The sequence below is a fragment of the Halochromatium salexigens genome (assembly GCF_016653295.1).
Classification (GTDB): Bacteria; Pseudomonadota; Gammaproteobacteria; order Chromatiales; family Chromatiaceae; genus Lamprobacter; species Lamprobacter salexigens.
The window spans coordinates 43,967-61,486 of sequence record NZ_NHSF01000056.1 but is presented as its reverse complement, the minus strand read 5'-3'; the positions used below and the strand labels follow the sequence as shown (position 1 = coordinate 61,486).

The window sequence follows — 17,520 nt, the reverse complement described above, 5'->3', positions numbered from 1 at the left end:
GCCACTGCACGCCCAAAGGAACCTGCTGTGAATGACATGAGTCCGGAGTCCGACATCGAGTCCAAGGTCAACGCCTTCATCGCACGCTGGGGCGGCGGCACCAGCCACGGTGGCAACGAGCGCGCCAACCTGCAGTTGTTCCTGACCGAGCTGTGCAGCCTGCTCGATCTGCCGCAGCCGCAGCCGGCCAGCGCCGATAAAAGCCAGAACGCCTATGTGTTCGAGCGCCGCGTCACCGAGCAGCGCCCTGACGGCAGCACCAGGCCGCGTTCGCTCGACCTCTACCGCCGCGGCTGCTTCGTGCTCGAGGGCAAGGATACCGGCAAGCAGACCGGCAGCGAGCACTGGGATGCCGCTATCGTCAAGGCACACAAACAGGCCGAGAACTATGTCCGCGCCCTGCCGGCGGCGGAAGGTCGCCCGCCCTTCATCGTCGTGGTCGATGTCGGGCGCAGTATCGTGCTGTTCTCCGAATTCACCTGCTCGGGCGGCCACTATGTGCCCTTTCCCGACCCGCGCAGCCATCGCATCGGGCTCGAGCAACTGCGCGAGCCGGCCATGCGCGAGCGCCTGCGCGCGCTCTGGCTCGATCCGCTCGGGCTCGACCCCAGCCGCTACGCCGGTCGAGTCACCCGCGAGATCGCCAGCACGCTCGCTGGCTTGGCTAAGTCACTGGAAACCTCGGGGCAGGACTCCGAGCGCGTGGCCGGCTTCCTCTCCCGCTGCCTGTTCACCCTGTTCGCCGAGGACGTCGGGCTGCTCCCGGAGGGCAGCTTTTGCGCGCTGCTGCAGCGGCTGAAAGACCAGCCCGAGCAATTCCCGGACGCCCTGGCCAGCCTCTGGCAGACGATGCACAGCGGCGGCTTTTGCGGCGTGCTGATGCACCAGGTGTTGCGATTCAACGGCGGCCTGTTCGAGGGCGCCGACCCGCTGCCGCTGAGCGCCGAGCAGATCGGCCAGCTCATCGCCGCCGCGCGCGCCGACTGGCGCCAGGTGGAGCCGGCCATCTTCGGCACCCTGCTCGAGCGCGCCCTCGACCCGCGCGAGCGCCACAAGCTCGGCGCCCATTACACCCCGCGCGCCTATGTCGAGCGCCTGGTGATGCCGACCGTGATCGAGCCGCTACGCGCCGACTGGGAGGAGGTGCAGGCCGCCGCGCAGAACTACCAGCGCCAGGGCAAGCTCGAAGCCGCCCTCGCCGAGGTCAAGCGCTTCCACGGCCAGCTCTGCCAGACGCGGGTGCTGGACCCGGCCTGTGGCAGTGCCAACTTCCTCTATGTCGCGCTCGAGCACATGAAGCGGCTGGAAGGCGAGGTGCTCGATGTGCTGGGCCGCCTGCAAAAGACCACTAGCTTTGAACTCGAGGGGCTCACCGTCAGCCCCAACCAATTCCTCGGGCTCGAGGTCAACCCGCGGGCCGCCCGCATCGCCGAGATCGTGCTCTGGATCGGCTATCTGCAATGGCACTTCCGCACCTATGGCCATATCAACCCGCCCGAGCCGGTGCTGCGCGATTTCCACAACATCCAGTGCCGCGACGCGCTGATCGCCGCCGAGGCGCGCGAGCCGCTGCTCGATGACCAGGGCCAGCCGGTCAGCGTCTGGGACGGGCGCAGCACCAAGCCGAGCCCGATCACCGGCGAGCCGATTCCCGATGAGACCCAGCGGCTGCCGGTCTATCGCTACTTGGAGCCGCGCCGCGCCGACTGGCCGGAGGCCGACTTCATCGTCGGCAATCCTCCGTTCATCGGCGCAAAAAGACTGCGAGAAGCGCTCGGTGACGGCTATGTAGAGGCAGTGCGCGGGGTCTATAGCGGACTGGTGCCAGATTCAGCCGATTTCGTCATGTACTGGTGGCAGATCGCTGCCGAAAAGGTCCGCCAGGGTCAGGTGCGGCGCTTTGGCTTCATCACCACAAACAGCCTGCGCCAGACCTTCAACCGACGTGTGCTGGAGCCGCATCTGAACGATGCCAAGACGCCGCTGTCGCTGGTGTTCGCGGTGCCCAATCATCCCTGGGTCAAGACCAGCGATGGCGCGCAGGTGCGTATTGCCATGACCGTCGGCGCCGCAGGCGATCAGCCGGGGCGGCTGTGCGAGGTCACGGCCGAGCGCTCGGGCGACGAGGACGCGCATGCAGTGGAGTTGAGCAAGCGCGAAGGGAAGCTGTTTGCGGATTTAGCGATTGGGGCGGATGTAGCTGGGGCCAAGACGCTGCGGGCGATGGGCGAGATCAGCTCGCCCGGTGTCAAGCTGCATGGCGCCGGCTTCATCGTTACCGAGGACGAAGCCCAGACGCTCGGCTTGGGTGAGGAACCGGGACTCGAGGCGGTGATCCGCGACTATCGCAATGGCCGCGATCTGACCCAGAGCCCGCGCGGCGTGAAGGTCATCGACCTGTTTGGGCTCGGCGTCGAGCAGGTGCGGGATCAGTATCCGGCCATTTATCAGCGGCTGTTGGAGCGAGTGAAGCCGGAGCGGGATCAGAACAATCGTGCCACCTACCGGGAGAATTGGTGGATTTTCGGCGAGCCTCGAGTCGAGCTACGCGCGATGGTTGCGTGTCTTGATCGGTACATCGCGACGGTTGTAACGAGCAAGCATCGATTTTTCTGTCTCTTGGAAAAGAACGTTCTCCCTGACGATGCGCTCGTCACTATAGCGACCACTGATGCCTACCATCTTGGTGTCCTGTCCAGCCGCCTGCATTGCCTTTGGTCACTCGTTGTCGGCGGCACGCTCGAAGACCGCCCCCGCTACAACAAAACCCGCTGCTTCGAGACCTTCCCCTTCCCGGCCGCCAGCGACACCCAAATCACCCGCATCCGCAATCTCGCCGAGCAGATCGACGCCCATCGCAAGCGCCAGCAGGCCCAGCACCCGAGTCTGACCCTGACCGGCCTCTACAACGTCCTCGACGCTCAGCGCCGCGGAACCGCGCTGACCGACAAGGAGCGCGCTATCAATACCCAGGGCTTGGTCAGCCTGCTCGCGGAGCTGCACGATCAACTCGACGCCGCCGTCTTTGCCGCCTATGGCTGGCAAGACTTGGCCGAGACGCTCGTCGGTCGCCCCGGCGCCACCAGCCCCTGGCCCGATAAGCCCGCCGTCGAGCTCGAAGCCGAAGAAGAACTACTGACCCGCCTGGTGGCGCTGAACACCGAGCGCGCCGCCGAGGAGGCCAAGGGCCTCATCCGCTGGCTGCGCCCTGCGTATCAGTGCCCCGAGACCGAGACGCCGCCCGAGCAACGCACGGCCGATCTCGCGACATCCACGCCGGCCCTCGCCGCCACCAAGCCGAAGAAAGCAAAGAAGTTTCCCCGCGCCAGCGCCGGCATGCGCGCGCAGATCGCAGCGGTGCGCGAGGCACTCGGCAACCAGGCACGCAGCCTCGATGAGCTGACAGCGGCGTTCACCGAGCCGAAGAAGACCCGCCCCAGGATCGCCGACACCCTCGCCGCCCTTGAAGACCTCGGCCTACTGCAACGCGAGGGCGAGCAGTATCGTTTGGTACGCTGATCGCCGGAATGTCCCCCAAGCGTCCTCGGCTTGCGCCGGGTGAGGTCGCCACGCGGGAAGCCGAAGCGATCCAGGCGCGTGCGCTGATAGCTTCCCCGCCCCGTGGCGTTGATGGCTAGCGTTGGCCGATTCCATCCATGCAACGCACCGAGCGGACCGACACAGGCGGCATCGAGCGCATGGGTCTTGGGAATCCCGAGGCGCTGGCGGTTGTATTTGGTCTGAGCACCAGAGCTGCTCGCCACGGGCAAGCCGGTGGCCTTCAGTCGCTCGAACAGCGCCCAGCGGGTGGCATTCACAGCAGCGGCATCCCTGAGTGGCGCCTTGGCCTGTGCCTGGATGCGGCGCAGCAGCGCCGGTTCGTCCTGAAGGAAGACCTCAATCGGCTGGTGGCCTTTGCGTTGGTTGCAGGCGCAACAGGCCAGGGCCAGGTTGCTGACCCGATCCGAGCCGCCCCGGCGCTTGGGGTCGATGTGTTCGATCTGGAGGGGGACGCCCTGGGCGCCGCAGTAGGCGCAGGTGCGGTGCCATTTCTCCAACAGGTATTGTTAGCCGGGGGCAGGATGCTCGTTCAACACGGAGACGTAACTGTCGCCATCCTCACCGCACTGGGTGGCGGTACCCCGCGCGGCGTCCTGCTGCTTAACAGCTCGTTGACATAGAATGGCGCCCTCGCTTTGGCGATTGCCCAACAAGCGCGTCGCAAAAGGCGCAGGATCTTCGTATAGCCAGGTTCGACTCACAACAATGACCAACACCTTCGACGCCTTCGACCTCGACGAGCCGCTGCAGCGCGCCATCGCTAACGCCGGCTGGCAGCAGCCGACACCGGTGCAACAGCGGGTGATCCCCGCCGTGCTCGAGGGCCGCGACCTGCTCGCCTCGGCCGCCACCGGCTCCGGCAAGACCGGCGCCTTCCTGCTGCCGATGCTGCAGCGCCTCAGCGAGGAGCCGGCGCCCGATGGCGGTATCCGCGCCCTGGTGCTGGTGCCGACGCGCGAGCTGGCAAGCCAGACCCAGAGCGAATTCTTGAACCTCGGCAGCCGCACCCGGCTGACCGCGGCGGTGATCGTCGGCGGTGAGGATCGCGGCCGCCAGGTCTCGGCGCTGCGCAAGAACCCGGACCTGGTCATCGCCACTCCCGGCCGGCTGCTCGAACATCTCGAGACCGGCGAGGCCGATCTGACGCAGCTCGGCTTCCTGGTCCTCGACGAGGCCGACCGCATGCTCGACCTCGGCTTCGCCGCCGATGTCATCACCCTCATCAGCGCCAGCAACCGAGCGCGCCAATCGCTGCTGTTCTCGGCCACGCTCAAGCACGGCGGCCTGCGCCCGCTCACCGATCATCTGCTGAACGATCCTCAGGTCATCGAGATCGATGCCATCCGCGCCGCGCATCCGGACATCAGCCATCAGATCATCCTCAGCGACGAGCTGCCGCACAAACAGGCGCAGCTGCTCTGGCTGCTGCAGCATGAGGACTATCAGAAGGCCTTGGTGTTCACCAACACCCGCGCCCGCGCCGATGCCATCGGTGCCTTCCTGATCGGCGAGCAGGTGCGCGCCGCCGTGCTCCATGGCGAACTCGATCAGCGCGAGCGCAAACGGGTGATGGGCCTGCTCGAGCGCGGCCAGGTCTCGGTGCTGGTCGCCTCCGATGTCGCCGCGCGTGGCCTGGATCTGACCGGCGTCGAGCGCGTGATCAATCTCGATGTCCCGCGCAGTGGCGAGGATTACCTGCACCGCACCGGACGCACCGGCCGCGCCGGACGCGCCGGCATTGCTCTTTCGTTGGTCTCGGCGCAGGAATGGAACAGGATGGAATCCATCAGCCGCTGGCTCGGCATCGAGGTCGAGCGGCGCCAGTTGCCCGGCCTCGAGGCCCGGTTCAAGGGCCCGAATCCGCAGCGCAAGGGGCGTGGCAAGCCGAGCGGCAAGACGGGTCACAAGGCCAGCGGCAGCCGCGCGAAAGCGGGCTCGAAGATCGGTGCCAAGCGCGGCGCCCAGCCTGGCACTCAGCCCGGCCCTCGCGCCAACGCGGCCAAAGACACGCACGGTGCCGAGACCACCAAGCCGAAGCAACGCCTGCGCGATCGCAAGAACCTCGGCAAACGCCGCCAGCCCAGCACCCAATCCAGCGCCCAATCCAGCACTCAGCCCAACGCTGCCAGCCGTGCCGTCACCGAGCGCGTCGATGCCGGCTTTGCCCCACCCAAGCGCCGCCGGGACGACGACGGGCAGGCTTGATCTGGGCGGGACTCGAAGGGTGAAGGCGGAAGGATGAGTGAACGCGATTCAGGGCGTGGTCAAGTCGGCAGGCGGCGGCTGCGCGGCCTGTGAAAAGACGCTCATCGTGGTCACCGTGACCAAGATCAGCGCCATGCCGATCATTTGCAGCACGCCGAGGCTCTCCTGTAACACCACGACGCCAAACAGCGATGCGGTGACCGGCTCGACCATGGCCACGATCGAGGCCACGGCGGGCGCGGTGTGATTCAGTCCGATGATATACAGCACGAACGACAAACCCGCGCCCAGCACACCGAGGGCGGCAAAGAGCGGCCAATCGGGTGTCTTCAGCGCGGCCACGGCCATGGTCTGACCGACATCGCCCGGGCGGATCAGGATGACGCCGACCAGGAGGATGGCAAGGACGGTGAAGGCGATGACGAGAATGGCCTGCGGACTGCCGTGTGGCGCCGCGTATTTGAAGCCGAAGATGAAGATTGCGTAGGACAGCCCGGCCAGCAGCCCGGCGGTCACCCCCAGGGGCGTCACGCCGCTCGCCTCGATATCGTAGATCTGGGTCAGCAACCCAATGCCCAGCATGACCACCGTGATGGCGGCAAACTTCAGCACGGTGGGGCGTTCCAGCCTCAGGGCGAACGACACCAGATAGACGAACACCGGGGCGCAGTACATCAACGTCGCCGCCACCGCGACACTGCCCTGCGCGATGCTGACGAAATAGAACGCGAAGTTACCCGCGACGCCGACCCCGGCAAGCGCCGACCAGGCCCAGAGCCGGCGATGGGCGAGCCCGCTGCGGCCTGGACGCAACGCGAGCCAGAGCAGCACACACAGCAGTCCGATCGCGCCCCGATAGAACGACACCACGAACGCATCCCAGCCATCGGCCATCAGGATGCCGCCGATGCCGCCTGACAATCCCCAGAAAAGGGCCGCCAGCGCGACGAGTACGATACTCAGGTTCATCCGTTTTGCTCTTGCTGCAAGCGTAGCAGCTGAGTCTCGCCGCCGACGCGGTCTTTCAATCGGATGGTGAAGGGATCGAGCCGTACCACCACAGCCCGGCCTCGTTCCAACAGCAACCGTGCCCGCTTCTCTGAGAAGGGCATGAGCGGTTGCTTTTTCTTGTCCAAAACAAACACCGCCATAGTCTTCTCCAAATCGGTGCCCTTACGGGCCTGGTGATGCAGTCTTCTGATGTGCAGGCTGGCCTTCAACTCGGTCCTGCTCGACCCGGTTCCGCCTCTGCTGTCGCCACGCCGATACTCAGGGTGACCACGCTAGCACTGCTGGAGCCTGCGTGGGGAATCGAATCAGATCGAACACCTGTTCGCGCATCTGTGCAATCGCCTCGGCACCGTCTGCAGCAATGCTGACTAGCGTCGTCAGGCGGCAATGTCGATATAGTCGACTTGGCTCTGTGGCGATGGGACTGTCAATCCGTCTTCGCACAGTCCCTCAATGTGCAACAGGATCGCTTCGCGGATGCGACTTTCGACCTCAGCGACGCTCTCTCCGGTGGCAATACAGCCTGGCAAGTCAGGCACATAGGCTGAAAAATTACCCTTGGCTTTCTCAATCACGATGGCATACCGCATAGCTATTTCCACCCTGCTTGCTTGAAGATGCTGTTCTGAGTTCCGGCCGCTAGCTCGTCACTCGGTTTACCGGAAACCGTGACCCGGCCAGGCTTCGAGGGATGCTTGAACTGGCGATGGCTGCCTCTCGTGGTGGCGAGATAACAGCCATCAGCGTTGAGTCTGGACAAAACCTCTGAGACTTTCATGGGCAACTAGGGTCGACCTTCTGGCGCCGCATTCCGCCCATCCGTTCCGCCACCGAACCTGCTTCATTGATCAGCCTGCAGGTAGCACCCTGACGACATATGATGAGCGCCATCTGCATGAATCGTCTGCTGCTTATGCAAAGCGCCGTACCTCCCCCCCGCCGTCGATATTCTCCACGCAACGCCCGCAGAGCTCGGGATGGGCGGCGTGAGTGCCAACATCGGCGCGGTGATGCCAGCAGCGCACGCATTTCGGGTGCTCGCTGGCGCGGATGCGCACCGCGAGCCCCTCGACGTCGGTGTCGAGTGCGTCCTCGGGTCGCTCGACCAACGCATGCACCCGCGCCTCGGAGGTGATGAGCACGAAGCGCAGCTCGTCGCCGAGGCGGCTGAGCAGGGCTTGTAGCTCCGCTGAGCAGTAGAGATCGATCTCGGCATCCAGCGCGGCCCGGATCTGGCCCTGGGTGCGCGCCGCCTCGAGCTGACGACCGATGGCGGTGCGCACCGCGAGCACCTGGCTCCAGAAGGCGCGATCAAAGGGATCAGCGGCATCGAGCGCGAACAGCCCTTGATACCAGGTCGCGGTGAAGATGGTCTCGTCGCGCTCGCCGGGCAGATGGCGCCAGATCTCCTCGGCGGTGAAACTCAGGATCGGCGCCAGCCAGCGGCTCATGGCCTCGACGATGTGATACATCGCGGTCTGGCAGGAGCGCCGTGGCAGGCTGTCGGCGCCGGTGGTGTATTGGCGGTCCTTGATCACATCGAGATAGAAGCCACCCATGTCCACCACGCAGAAGTTGTGCAGGCGGTGGTAGATCAGATGGAACTGATAGTCCTGATAGGCTTGAGTGAACTCCTGCTGCAACTGTAGCGCCCGATCCACCGCCCAGCGGTCGAGCTCGATCATCTCGGCGGCGGGGACTAGGTCCCTGGCCGGGTCGAAGCCATTGAGGTTCGAGAGCAGGAAGCGCGCGGTGTTGCGGATGCGCCGATAGGCATCGGCGGTGCGCTTGAGAATCTCGTCGGAGACGCGCATCTCGCCGCGATAGTCAGCGGCGGCGACCCAGAGCCGGATGATGTCCGCGCCCAGGGTCTTCATCACCTCCTGCGGGCGCACCACGTTGCCCTTGGATTTGGACATCTTCTCGCCCTTCTCATCCACGGTGAAGCCGTGGGTGAGCACCGCGTGATAAGGCGCCTGGTCGTGCATCGCCACCGAGGTCAAAAGCGAGGATTGGAACCAGCCGCGGTGCTGGTCGGAGCCTTCGAGATAGAGATCGGCCGGGCGGCGCAGACCGGCCCATTCGCTGGCTGTGTCGCCAGCTGAGGCACCTCCCGGCTCCCTCCCTGCCTCAGCGGCGCCGCGATCGAGCACGCAGGCGTGGGTGACGCCAGAGTCGAACCAGACATCGAGCGTGTCCTGCACCTTCTCGTAGCGCGCGCCCTCCTCGTCGCCGAGCAGCTCCTCGGGCCGCAGCTCGAACCAGGCATCGATGCCTTTCGCTTCGATGCGCTGGGCGACATCCTCGATCAGCGCCTCGGTGCGCGGATGCAGCTCGCCGCTCTCCTTGTCGACGAACAGCGTGATCGGCACGCCCCAGGTGCGCTGGCGCGAGATGCACCAATCCGGGCGGTTGCGCACCATGCCGTCGATGCGCGACTGGCCCCAGTCCGGCATCCAGCGCACGCGGTCGATCTCGCGCAGCGCGGACTCGCGCAGACCGGCCTGCTCCATGCTGATGAACCACTGCGGGGTGGCGCGGAAGATGATCGGCGTCTTGTGCCGCCAGCAATGCGGGTAGCTGTGGCTGAAGCGCTGCTCGCGCACCAGCGCCTGGTTCGCCTTCAGGGTCTCGATGACCTGCTCATTGGCATCGAAGACGTTCTCGCCGGCGAACAGCGGCGTGCCTTCGAGGAAGCGTCCGTTGCCGCCGACCGGGTTGTCCACCGCCAGATCGTAGCGGCGGCCGACGATGTAGTCCTCCAGGCCATGACCGGGCGCCGTGTGCACCGCGCCAGTGCCAGCCTCGAGGGTGACATGCTCGCCGAGGATGATCGGCACCTGACGCTCATAGAACGGATGCGCGAGCATCAAGCCCTCGAAGGCATCGCCGCGACCGTAGGCGATGACCCGATAATGCTCGATGTCCCAACGCACCATGGTGTCCTTGAGCAGACCCTCGGCGACCAGCAGCCGCTCGGCGCCGTTCGGCCCGTCCTCGGCCACCTGCACCAGCGCGTACTCGAGTTCGGGGTTCAAAGCGACGGCCTGGTTGGCCGGCAAGGTCCAGGGCGTGGTGGTCCAGATCACCACCGACATCGGCCCGCTGCCGTGCCCGGCGAACTCTCCGCTCGCGGCCCCAGTCTGCGCTCCGTGAGCAAGATCAGCATCGGCACCGGCACCGGCATCGACGACATCAGCAGCGCGAGCAGGGGAATCGCCAGATCCAACCTCAAAAGCGTCCGTGTTGGAATGGCCAGCGCCATCCTGAGCAGCGCCCGCATTAGCATGGCTAGCGCCTTCCGGAACCCGATGGCAGCGCGCCAGCAGCGCCTCGGGATCGGTCACCGCAAAGCGCACATCGATCGCGGTCGAGTCCTTATCGGCATACTCGACCTCGGCCTCAGCCAACGCCGAGCCGCAGTCGATGCACCAGTGCACCGGCTTGGAGCCCTTCTGCAGATGGCCGTTGGCGATGATCCGGCCGAGCGCACGGACGATGTCGGCCTCAAAGCGCGGCGCCATGGTCAGATAGGGATGCGCCCAATCACCCAGCACGCCCAAGCGCTGGAAATCCGCGCGCTGGCCATCGACCTGCTTGCCGGCATAGTCGCGACAGGCATGACGGAACTGGGTGGCGCTGATCTTCTGCCCCGGCTTGCCCTTCTTGCGCTCCACCTGCAGCTCGATCGGCAGGCCATGGCAATCCCAGCCCGGCACATAGGGCGCGTCCAGCCCATCGAGCGTTCGCGACTTGACGATGATGTCCTTCAACACCTTATTGACCGCGTGGCCGATATGGATCTCGCCGTTCGCGTAGGGTGGGCCATCGTGCAGGATGAAGGTCTCACCGCGTGCGCGCGCCTCGGCTCGTGCCGCGCGCACCAAGGCGTAGACATCGATCGCCTGCCAATGCTTGAGCATCTCAGGCTCACGCTGGGCCAGGTTGGCCTTCATCGGGAAGCCGGTCTTCGGCAGATTGAGGGTATGTTTGTAGTCGGTCACAGCTTGAAAAACCCGTTGTGCGCGCGGGTGCAGGCAAACAGCACCCGATCTGAATCAGTTGGGGGAGAGACTACCAGACTCGCCTCACTCTGGCGCTCGACGCGCGAGGCTCACAGCTCATGGCTCATGGCTCATGGCTCACTGAGCCTTATGGCGCCTCGGGAAAGAGCTTGCTGACTTTGCTGACAAAGAACCGCTCGCTCCAGAGACCCAGGCTAGCCTGATCCGGCGCGCTGACAAAAGGGGCCACATCACGCGCTGCCTGGGGCCAGTCGATCTCAGCAATGCGCGCCATCAAGGCCGCTTTCAGCCATTGCGAATCGACGCGCGGAGGCTGCTGCGCCCAAGGGCCGACTTGGGCCAAGGCCGCCTCCAGATGCGGCAGATTCGGGGCAACTCGGCCCGCGACATACCAGGCAAAATCAAACCAATCCCTGCCCTTTACATAAGGCCGGCACAGCAATGCGTGCAGCTTGAGCGCGAAGTTGCTCGGTAGATCCTGAGCGCAGACCTCGAAGTCCAGCGGGAAATCCAGGTACTGAAAGTCGAAGCCCGATCCTGCCGGTGGTCGGCTATCCAGCTCCAACTTGACGCGCAGCTTCTTGCCCGAGCCTCCCCGGTAAAAAGAGAGATCCAGTTGGCGGCCGAGGGAATCGTCCTTGATCATGGCCTCACGCACGGCTCGCGTCATCCTGCTTCGGTCGCGCAGCTCACAGCGGATGCCGAAATCGGCCAGCACATCGGCCATGGTGGCGAGATAGGGCTCCCAGCGAAAATCAGGGGCAGGCGTTCGCGAGATGAAATCCAGATCTTCCGAAAAGCGCCTGAGACCCTGCAGGATGCGCAAGGCCGTGCCTCCCTGAAAGGCCGCCTGCTCGAAGAAGCCTGCCCGCCAGAGTCCGTAGAGCGCAACTTCCTGCAGGATTTCCCGCAACGCTTGCTGCTCGCGGTGCGCATCCGTCGCGGCATAGGACTGCAAGCGCTCACGCAGCAGGTCGATCACTGACAACCGCCCTGGCTGAGCACCCGTCCATCACCTGCCTCCCCTGACAGTAGACAGCTGCTGAGACCATCGATGACCTGCTGCATCCGCCGATGCCGATAGACGCGGCGCAGTGCTTGCAGCCGCTCGACCTCTAATGAGGCCAATGGCTCCAGATCGATCCGCGCCCCGCCGAGCCATGCGCGCGCGCTGCTCCAGTCCCAGCGATGCAGGCAGAAGAGATCAAGCAGCGCCCGTAGTGGTTGAGCAATCAGGGCGGCTTGCTCTTGAAGCACGACGCGGTCCACAGCCTCCAGCATGAACCCCTTGATCAACGGCAGTGGGGCGAATTGGAATAGGCCGGCTTCGTCGATCTGGTACTGACGGCTGCGCCGATCCGGAGTGACCGCTTGGACCAGCGTCACCGCCTCCGGAATCCAGCCATGAAAGGCCAGTGCCGACTCGAAAGAGACATAGGCACCAGGCACCAAGCCTTGCACCAACACAAACGGATGCGCTCCGCCACCAGGATGGGCGCCGCCGCCGGGATACGAGCCGCCGTTAGCAACCCGACTCGCGAGACGATAGCGGCCACGCCGCAGGCGCAGCAATTCACCACGGTGCAAAGCACGATTAACCAGATTGTAGCGACGTTGCGCGCTGCCCCCGAGCAGGCGCGCGAGCTGTGCCTCGGTCAGCGTCCGCTGTTGCAAGCCGGCGCTCAGGATGGTTTTGGTCAGCGTCTCCATTCATGCAAGATACTTTCATTTTATGAAAGGATCAAACATGACTTGGACAGCCTCACAGCCCGCCTCCGCCATGGACGACCTTCAGCGGAGACGCCGCCAGTCGGCCTGGATCAGATTGCGCGCGGCGCTGCTGAAGACGAGGCCGACTTCAAAGAGACCCTTGCCCGGTGCTTGCTGGTATTTCTGGCTGTAACCGCGTGCCTGGATCTGCGCCAGGGCTGGGTTGGTGGCGGGCGCGGCTGGACCCTTAGCCGTTCGCTCAGCGCCAGTGCCAGTGCCAGTGCCAGTGCCGAAGGCTGGGGCCGCGCTGGCCGGATTGCCAAGCAGAGCAGGCGAGTCCTCGCTTGTTGCCGTGGCAACGGTTGCCGGAACTGTTGCTGGGGCTGTTGCTGGAGCTGTGACTGACGCTGCGGTGACTGCGTTCGGACCTAGATCCCGATCGTCCTTGCCGCGCGCATCACGCAGCAATTTGATCTCGATGACATAGATGTACCCGGCAAGCTTGAGGGTCAGATCGACCTGACCATGATTGGTCAGGTCTTCCGGAATGATCTCAGCATCCAGGCTGGCGAAGAAGGCATAGAGCACGCTGGCATAGTAGCCCTCGGCATCGGGGAGGTCGTTGCCGGTGAAGTTGCGCCAGGGGATGCTGGCGAACAGGCGCTTGATGGTGGCGACGAGGGCCGGCAGGTCGGCCTGTGCCAAGGCCTCGATGAGCCCCCGCTTATAGCTCAGGCGCGTGTCGCTGATGCCCGCATAGGCATCGATGAATTGGTTGTTCAGCGCGCGCCGCACCTCGCTGTTCGGGATGCGCAACCGAAAGGTCAGCTCACCCCACTGCTGCGTAGTCGAGGCCACGGTCAAATACCCCGCCTGAAATAGCAAGGTCACGGGATTGATGCGCTCGACGTCGAAGGAATCCAGGATCTCTTCGCCCACCTCAAGCTGTTCCAGATCGGGCAGGAAGTAGCGTCGCTGCTGGAACAGCTTGATCAGGAAGCTCGGGCTGCCGGTCTCGAACCAGTAGTTTCGGAAGCTGTGGCCATCGCTAATGAACAGCAGGATGTCATAGGGGTTATAGACCGGCTCTCCGAGAAAACCGTAGCCGTTGTACCAGCGACGCAGCTCGTCCCAATCGACACCGGCCAGATGCTCGGCAAAGGTGGTCTCGAGATCCTGCTGGGTGTAGCCGCAGATGGTCGCAAAGGGGGCGCTGAGCGTGATGTCGCGCAGTTGATTGAGTCCCGAGAATAGGCTGACCCGACTGAATTTGCTGACGCCGGTCAGAAAGACGAAGCGCAAATGGGCATCTTCGGCCTTGAGCGCCGAGTACAGATTCTTCAAGCCCTCACGCAGCTCGGCGGCGCGCTCCGGATGTTCGATGTTGTCGAGGATCGGCTTGTCGTATTCATCGATCAGCACCACCGCGCGTTGGCCGCTCTGGCCATGGGCCTGGCGGATCAGGTCAGCGAAGCAGCCGGGAATGTCGTTATCCTGCCCGTCGCCATCGATCCCGAGTCGAAGGGCATTGTCCTTGATCAGTTGCCGGATACGCCGATCCAGCTCGGCACGGTTCTGGACCACGCCGGCGGCGAAGTCGAGCAGGATCACCGGATGGCGTTGGCTCCAATCCCATTGGTCATGGATGTGCAGGCCATGAAATAGCGCCTCGTTGCCCTCGAACAGTTCCTTCAGCGTATCGACGAACAGGCTCTTGCCGAAGCGGCGCGGACGCGAGAGGAAGTAGACCCCGGCTTGTTGCGCCAGCGCCTTGGCCTCGACAGTCTTGTCGACATAGGTAAAGCCGCCTTCGCGAATCTTGCGGAAGGTTTGGATGCCGATCGGGAGCTTTTGCTGGGACATAGGGCTTGGCGTGATGACCGCTTGCTGACTGTGCGGGTCATAGCATGCGCGCAGCCTTGATGTCGATCTACGGGCGATCCATCCCTACTGTGCTCCGAGGTACAGAAGGCACATCACTGACAGGCTCAGCGTGCCTGTATCCAATCCAGCAAGGCCCGAGTCACGGCGCCTGGATCGCTAAGCATCATCCAGTGTCCACCGCCGGCGATGAGCGAGTAGCGCCAATCCGTTGCCACGTATCGTCCGGTCTCGATCATCTGGCGCTCCGGCACTAGGTCGTCTGCCTCCCCCCAAAGCCCAAGCGTTGGCACCTGGCACTTCGGGGCATACGGGTGCTGGCGACTCAGTCTGTCGAGCAAGAGGTCCGCAACCGGCATGCTCAGCTCGATCCGTCGCATGTTGTGAAGCCGCTCGGGGTCGTCGAGGCAGCGTTGTGTCATCATCGCGCCCTCCGGATGGGAGCGGAGAAGCTCGCGCATCAGGCAGCCCTTGCTCGCAAGATAGAGGTCGGCTCCGATACTCGTATTCGCCAGCGCCAAATACCAGTGATAGCGAAGATTTTCGATGCGGATTTCCGTCAGCGGCGCCGGATGGCCAACCGAGAGGGCGCTGAAGCTCGCGAAACGTTCAGGCGCTGCTAAGGCCATTTCCCAGGCAATCATGGCACCATAATCATGACCGACGAGATGGACTGCGTCCGCATTGAGCTGATCGATCAGAGCCAGCATATCGGCTGCCATCGCGGGGACCGAGCAACGCGCAAGCTCATGCGGCGCGTCACTCTCACCATATCCAAGGAGATCGGGGCAGATTGCACAGTACCCCGCATCAGCCAGCACGCCTGCCTGATGCTGCCAAAGTTGCCCGTCATCAGGCCAACCGTGAAGCATCAATACGATGTTGGCTCCCGCTCCGGCCTTGCGGACTCTGTAGCGAGCGCCATTCAAGACATGATCAGCGGTTTTCAAAGGCAACATGCAGTGTCTCCAGTCCAGTCTCGGACGTCATGGGGTTGGAACTTGATGCGCGCTCGATCGCACGCTCTGAGCCAAAGCATCCAGAACGTCGGAGCGCACGACAATTCCACGCGGGGAATCAAGCCATGAGTGTGGGAGCCTTGTTGAAAACGCTGCGCCGGGCGAGGCAACGCTCGCAGCTTGACATTGCCGTGAGCGCCGGATTGACGCAAAAGCATGTCAGTTTCATCGAGACGGGCCGAGTACGCCCGGGCCGAACGACGCTGGAACGCCTCGCTCAGGCACTGAAACTGTCACAACCTGACCGAGAGATCCTGCTCGCTGCAGGTGGATATTTGCCGAGCACGCCGACTAGCCCGAGCGCCCCCGAATCCGTTCATGCACGCACTGCTGCCATGACTCAGCGTTTGTTGGCACAGCAAGAACCCTATCCAGCGATTCTTGTCGATCGCGCTCAGAATCTGATCGCGATGAACCAAGGGTTCGCGCGGCTGATTGCACACTGGGCCGATGGTGATGCACTGTGGCAGCGTACCTGTGGTGACGGTCGTCCGAACCTACTGCGCGCGTCGCTGCATCCAAAGGGCCTCTTTCCCTTCATGGCCGAACCCGAACAGCTGGTTCCGAACTATCTGAACCGCGTCATCGCTCAGGGATTTGATGATCCGGACTTATGTCGCTTGCTCGACGCTATTTGCGAGTGGCCCAACATTGCGCCGCTCTTCGACAGCGATCGCTCACCCGACATGCCGATCCAGACCGAGGAGCGTTACTGCCTCGATCGCACTGAGTTGCGGTTTGACTGTTTGAGCGCTGCGATCGGTGCGCCATCAGCCTGGCATCGAAGCACGCTGTTCCTTGAGCTGTTCTATCCAGCGGACGACACCACCGAGGACGTGCTGCGCTGCGCGTAGTCGTTGTTCGACAGTGGCACTTGCTTAAGCGCTTGGGTAGGACGCAAGAATAACCGGAGCATCTAAAGGCAAGCTATTGTCCTGACTTGTGTGATCCGGACATCAAGATGCCTCCGGATACTGAGAACAAGGGCATCTGCCGTCTGGATTAGTGCTGGCGGAACAATAAGCCCTTCTTGATCTGGCATCTTTAGTGGAATTGTGCCACTTGTTTCTGAACCGTTACTGAGCAGGTCGTCGGCGAACCATCTGCACACTCAGTGCAACCGCCGCCAGTCGGCCTGGATCAAGTTGCGCGCGGCGCTGCTGAAGACGAAGCCGACCTCGAAGAGGCCCTTGCCTGGTGCTTGCCGGTATTTCTGGCTGTAACCGCGTGCTTGGATCTGTGCCAGGGCTGGGTTGGTGGCGGGCGCGGCTGGAGCGTTAGCCGCTAGCTCAGCGCCAGCGCCAGCGCCAGCGCCAGCGCCGAAGGCTAAGTCCGCGCTAGCCGGATTGCCAAGCAGAGCAGTCGAGTCCTCGCTTGCTACAGTGACAACGGTTGCCGGAGCGGTTGCTTGGGCGGTTGCTGACGCTGCGGTGATGGCGTTCGACTCTAGATCCCGATCGTCTTTGCCGCGCGCATCACGCACCAGTTTGATCTCGATGACGTAGATGTAACCGGCAAGCTTGAGGGTCAGATCGACCTGACCATGATTGGTCAGGTCTTCTGGAATGATCTCGGCATCCAGGCTGGCGAAGAAGGCATAGAGCACGCTGGCATAGTAGCCCTCGGCATCGGGGAGATCTTTGCCGGTGAAGTTGCGCCAGGGGATGCCGGCGAACAGGCGCTTGATGAGGGCAATCAGCCCCGGCAGATCACCGGCGACCAGACTGTCATAGAGGCCATCCTGTAGCCGGATGCGCGTCTCTTCGAGGCCGGTGTAGCCGCTGATGAACTGATCGTTGAGCGCGAGGCGGACCTCTTGGTTGGGCACCTTGAGTCTAAACATCAGGCGACCACGACGGACCTGCGTGCTAGCGACGGTCAAATACCCCGCCTGAAACAGCAAGGTCACGGGATTGATGCGCTCGACGTCGAAGGAATCCAGGATCTCTTCGCCCACCTCAAGCTGTTCGAGATCCGGCAGGAAGTAGCGTCGCTGCTGGAACAGCTTGATCAGGAAGCTCGGGCTGCCGGTCTCGAACCAGTAGTTTCGGAAGCTGTGGCCATCGCTAATGAACAGCAGGATGTCATAGGGGTTATAGACCGGCTCA

13 protein-coding genes and 1 pseudogene are annotated in these 17,520 nt (G+C 63.6%); 3 read left to right on the top strand and 11 right to left on the bottom strand.

Going from position 1 to position 17,520, the window contains the following annotated elements:
* Window positions 1-36: 36 nt before the first annotated feature.
* On the top strand, window positions 37-3,519 hold the full coding sequence (locus tag CCR82_RS09475; RefSeq protein ID WP_201245518.1) for a class I SAM-dependent DNA methyltransferase: 3,483 nt from the start codon (window positions 37-39) through the stop codon (window positions 3,517-3,519).
* 446 nt (window positions 3,520-3,965) lie between these two features.
* On the opposite strand, the pseudogene CCR82_RS18665 reads toward CCR82_RS09475, so the two are convergent.
* Window positions 3,966-4,058: pseudogene (locus CCR82_RS18665) on the bottom strand (hypothetical protein); the annotation flags it as partial.
* Between the two features lie 208 nt (window positions 4,059-4,266).
* Here CCR82_RS18665 and CCR82_RS09465 point away from each other — a divergent pair.
* Window positions 4,267-5,766, top strand: a complete 1,500-nt coding sequence (locus CCR82_RS09465) for a DEAD/DEAH box helicase (protein WP_201245411.1) — start codon at window positions 4,267-4,269, stop codon at window positions 5,764-5,766.
* 48 nt (window positions 5,767-5,814) lie between these two features.
* Here the strand turns inward: CCR82_RS09465 and CCR82_RS09460 are convergent, their stop codons facing one another.
* From CCR82_RS09460 to CCR82_RS09420, 9 genes are all read right to left on the bottom strand, one after another.
* Entirely contained in the window at window positions 5,815-6,735 is a 921-nt protein-coding gene (locus CCR82_RS09460) for a DMT family transporter (RefSeq protein WP_201245409.1), read from the bottom strand.
* Window positions 6,732-6,986, bottom strand: a complete 255-nt coding sequence (locus CCR82_RS09455; protein WP_242513378.1) for an RRXRR domain-containing protein — start codon at window positions 6,984-6,986, stop codon at window positions 6,732-6,734. The genes CCR82_RS09460 and CCR82_RS09455 overlap by 4 nt, the downstream gene beginning before the upstream one ends.
* Before the next feature lie 168 nt (window positions 6,987-7,154).
* Window positions 7,155-7,367 (bottom strand): type II toxin-antitoxin system HicB family antitoxin, encoded by a 213-nt coding sequence (locus tag CCR82_RS09450; protein ID WP_201245406.1) that lies wholly within the window; start codon window positions 7,365-7,367, stop codon window positions 7,155-7,157.
* Between the two features lie 2 nt (window positions 7,368-7,369).
* Window positions 7,370-7,555: a type II toxin-antitoxin system HicA family toxin gene (locus CCR82_RS09445; protein ID WP_201245403.1), complete on the bottom strand. Its 186-nt coding sequence runs from the start codon at window positions 7,553-7,555 to the stop codon at window positions 7,370-7,372.
* Between the two features lie 133 nt (window positions 7,556-7,688).
* Window positions 7,689-10,781, bottom strand: coding sequence for an isoleucine--tRNA ligase (gene ileS, locus CCR82_RS09440; RefSeq protein ID WP_201245401.1), 3,093 nt, complete (start codon window positions 10,779-10,781; stop codon window positions 7,689-7,691).
* 148 nt (window positions 10,782-10,929) lie between these two features.
* Window positions 10,930-11,784 (bottom strand): nucleotidyl transferase AbiEii/AbiGii toxin family protein, encoded by an 855-nt coding sequence (locus tag CCR82_RS09435; RefSeq protein WP_201245399.1) that lies wholly within the window; start codon window positions 11,782-11,784, stop codon window positions 10,930-10,932.
* Window positions 11,781-12,512, bottom strand: coding sequence for a hypothetical protein (locus tag CCR82_RS09430; RefSeq protein WP_201245397.1), 732 nt, complete (start codon window positions 12,510-12,512; stop codon window positions 11,781-11,783). Before CCR82_RS09430 ends, CCR82_RS09435 begins: the two co-directional genes overlap by 4 nt.
* 81 nt (window positions 12,513-12,593) lie before the next feature.
* On the bottom strand, window positions 12,594-14,375 hold the full coding sequence (locus CCR82_RS09425; protein ID WP_242513377.1) for a PD-(D/E)XK nuclease domain-containing ATP-binding protein: 1,782 nt from the start codon (window positions 14,373-14,375) through the stop codon (window positions 12,594-12,596).
* Window positions 14,376-14,500: 125 nt separating this feature from the next.
* Window positions 14,501-15,352: an alpha/beta fold hydrolase gene (locus CCR82_RS09420; RefSeq protein ID WP_201245395.1), complete on the bottom strand. Its 852-nt coding sequence runs from the start codon at window positions 15,350-15,352 to the stop codon at window positions 14,501-14,503.
* A 35-nt stretch (window positions 15,353-15,387) separates the two neighbouring features.
* Here CCR82_RS09420 and CCR82_RS09415 point away from each other — a divergent pair, with 35 nt between their 5' ends.
* Window positions 15,388-16,266, top strand: coding sequence for a helix-turn-helix domain-containing protein (locus tag CCR82_RS09415; RefSeq protein ID WP_201245393.1), 879 nt, complete (start codon window positions 15,388-15,390; stop codon window positions 16,264-16,266).
* A 257-nt stretch (window positions 16,267-16,523) separates the two neighbouring features.
* On the opposite strand, the gene CCR82_RS09410 is transcribed toward CCR82_RS09415, so the two are convergent.
* Window positions 16,524-17,520: PD-(D/E)XK nuclease domain-containing protein (locus CCR82_RS09410; RefSeq protein ID WP_201245391.1), on the bottom strand; the 997-nt coding region annotated here is incomplete at its 5' end.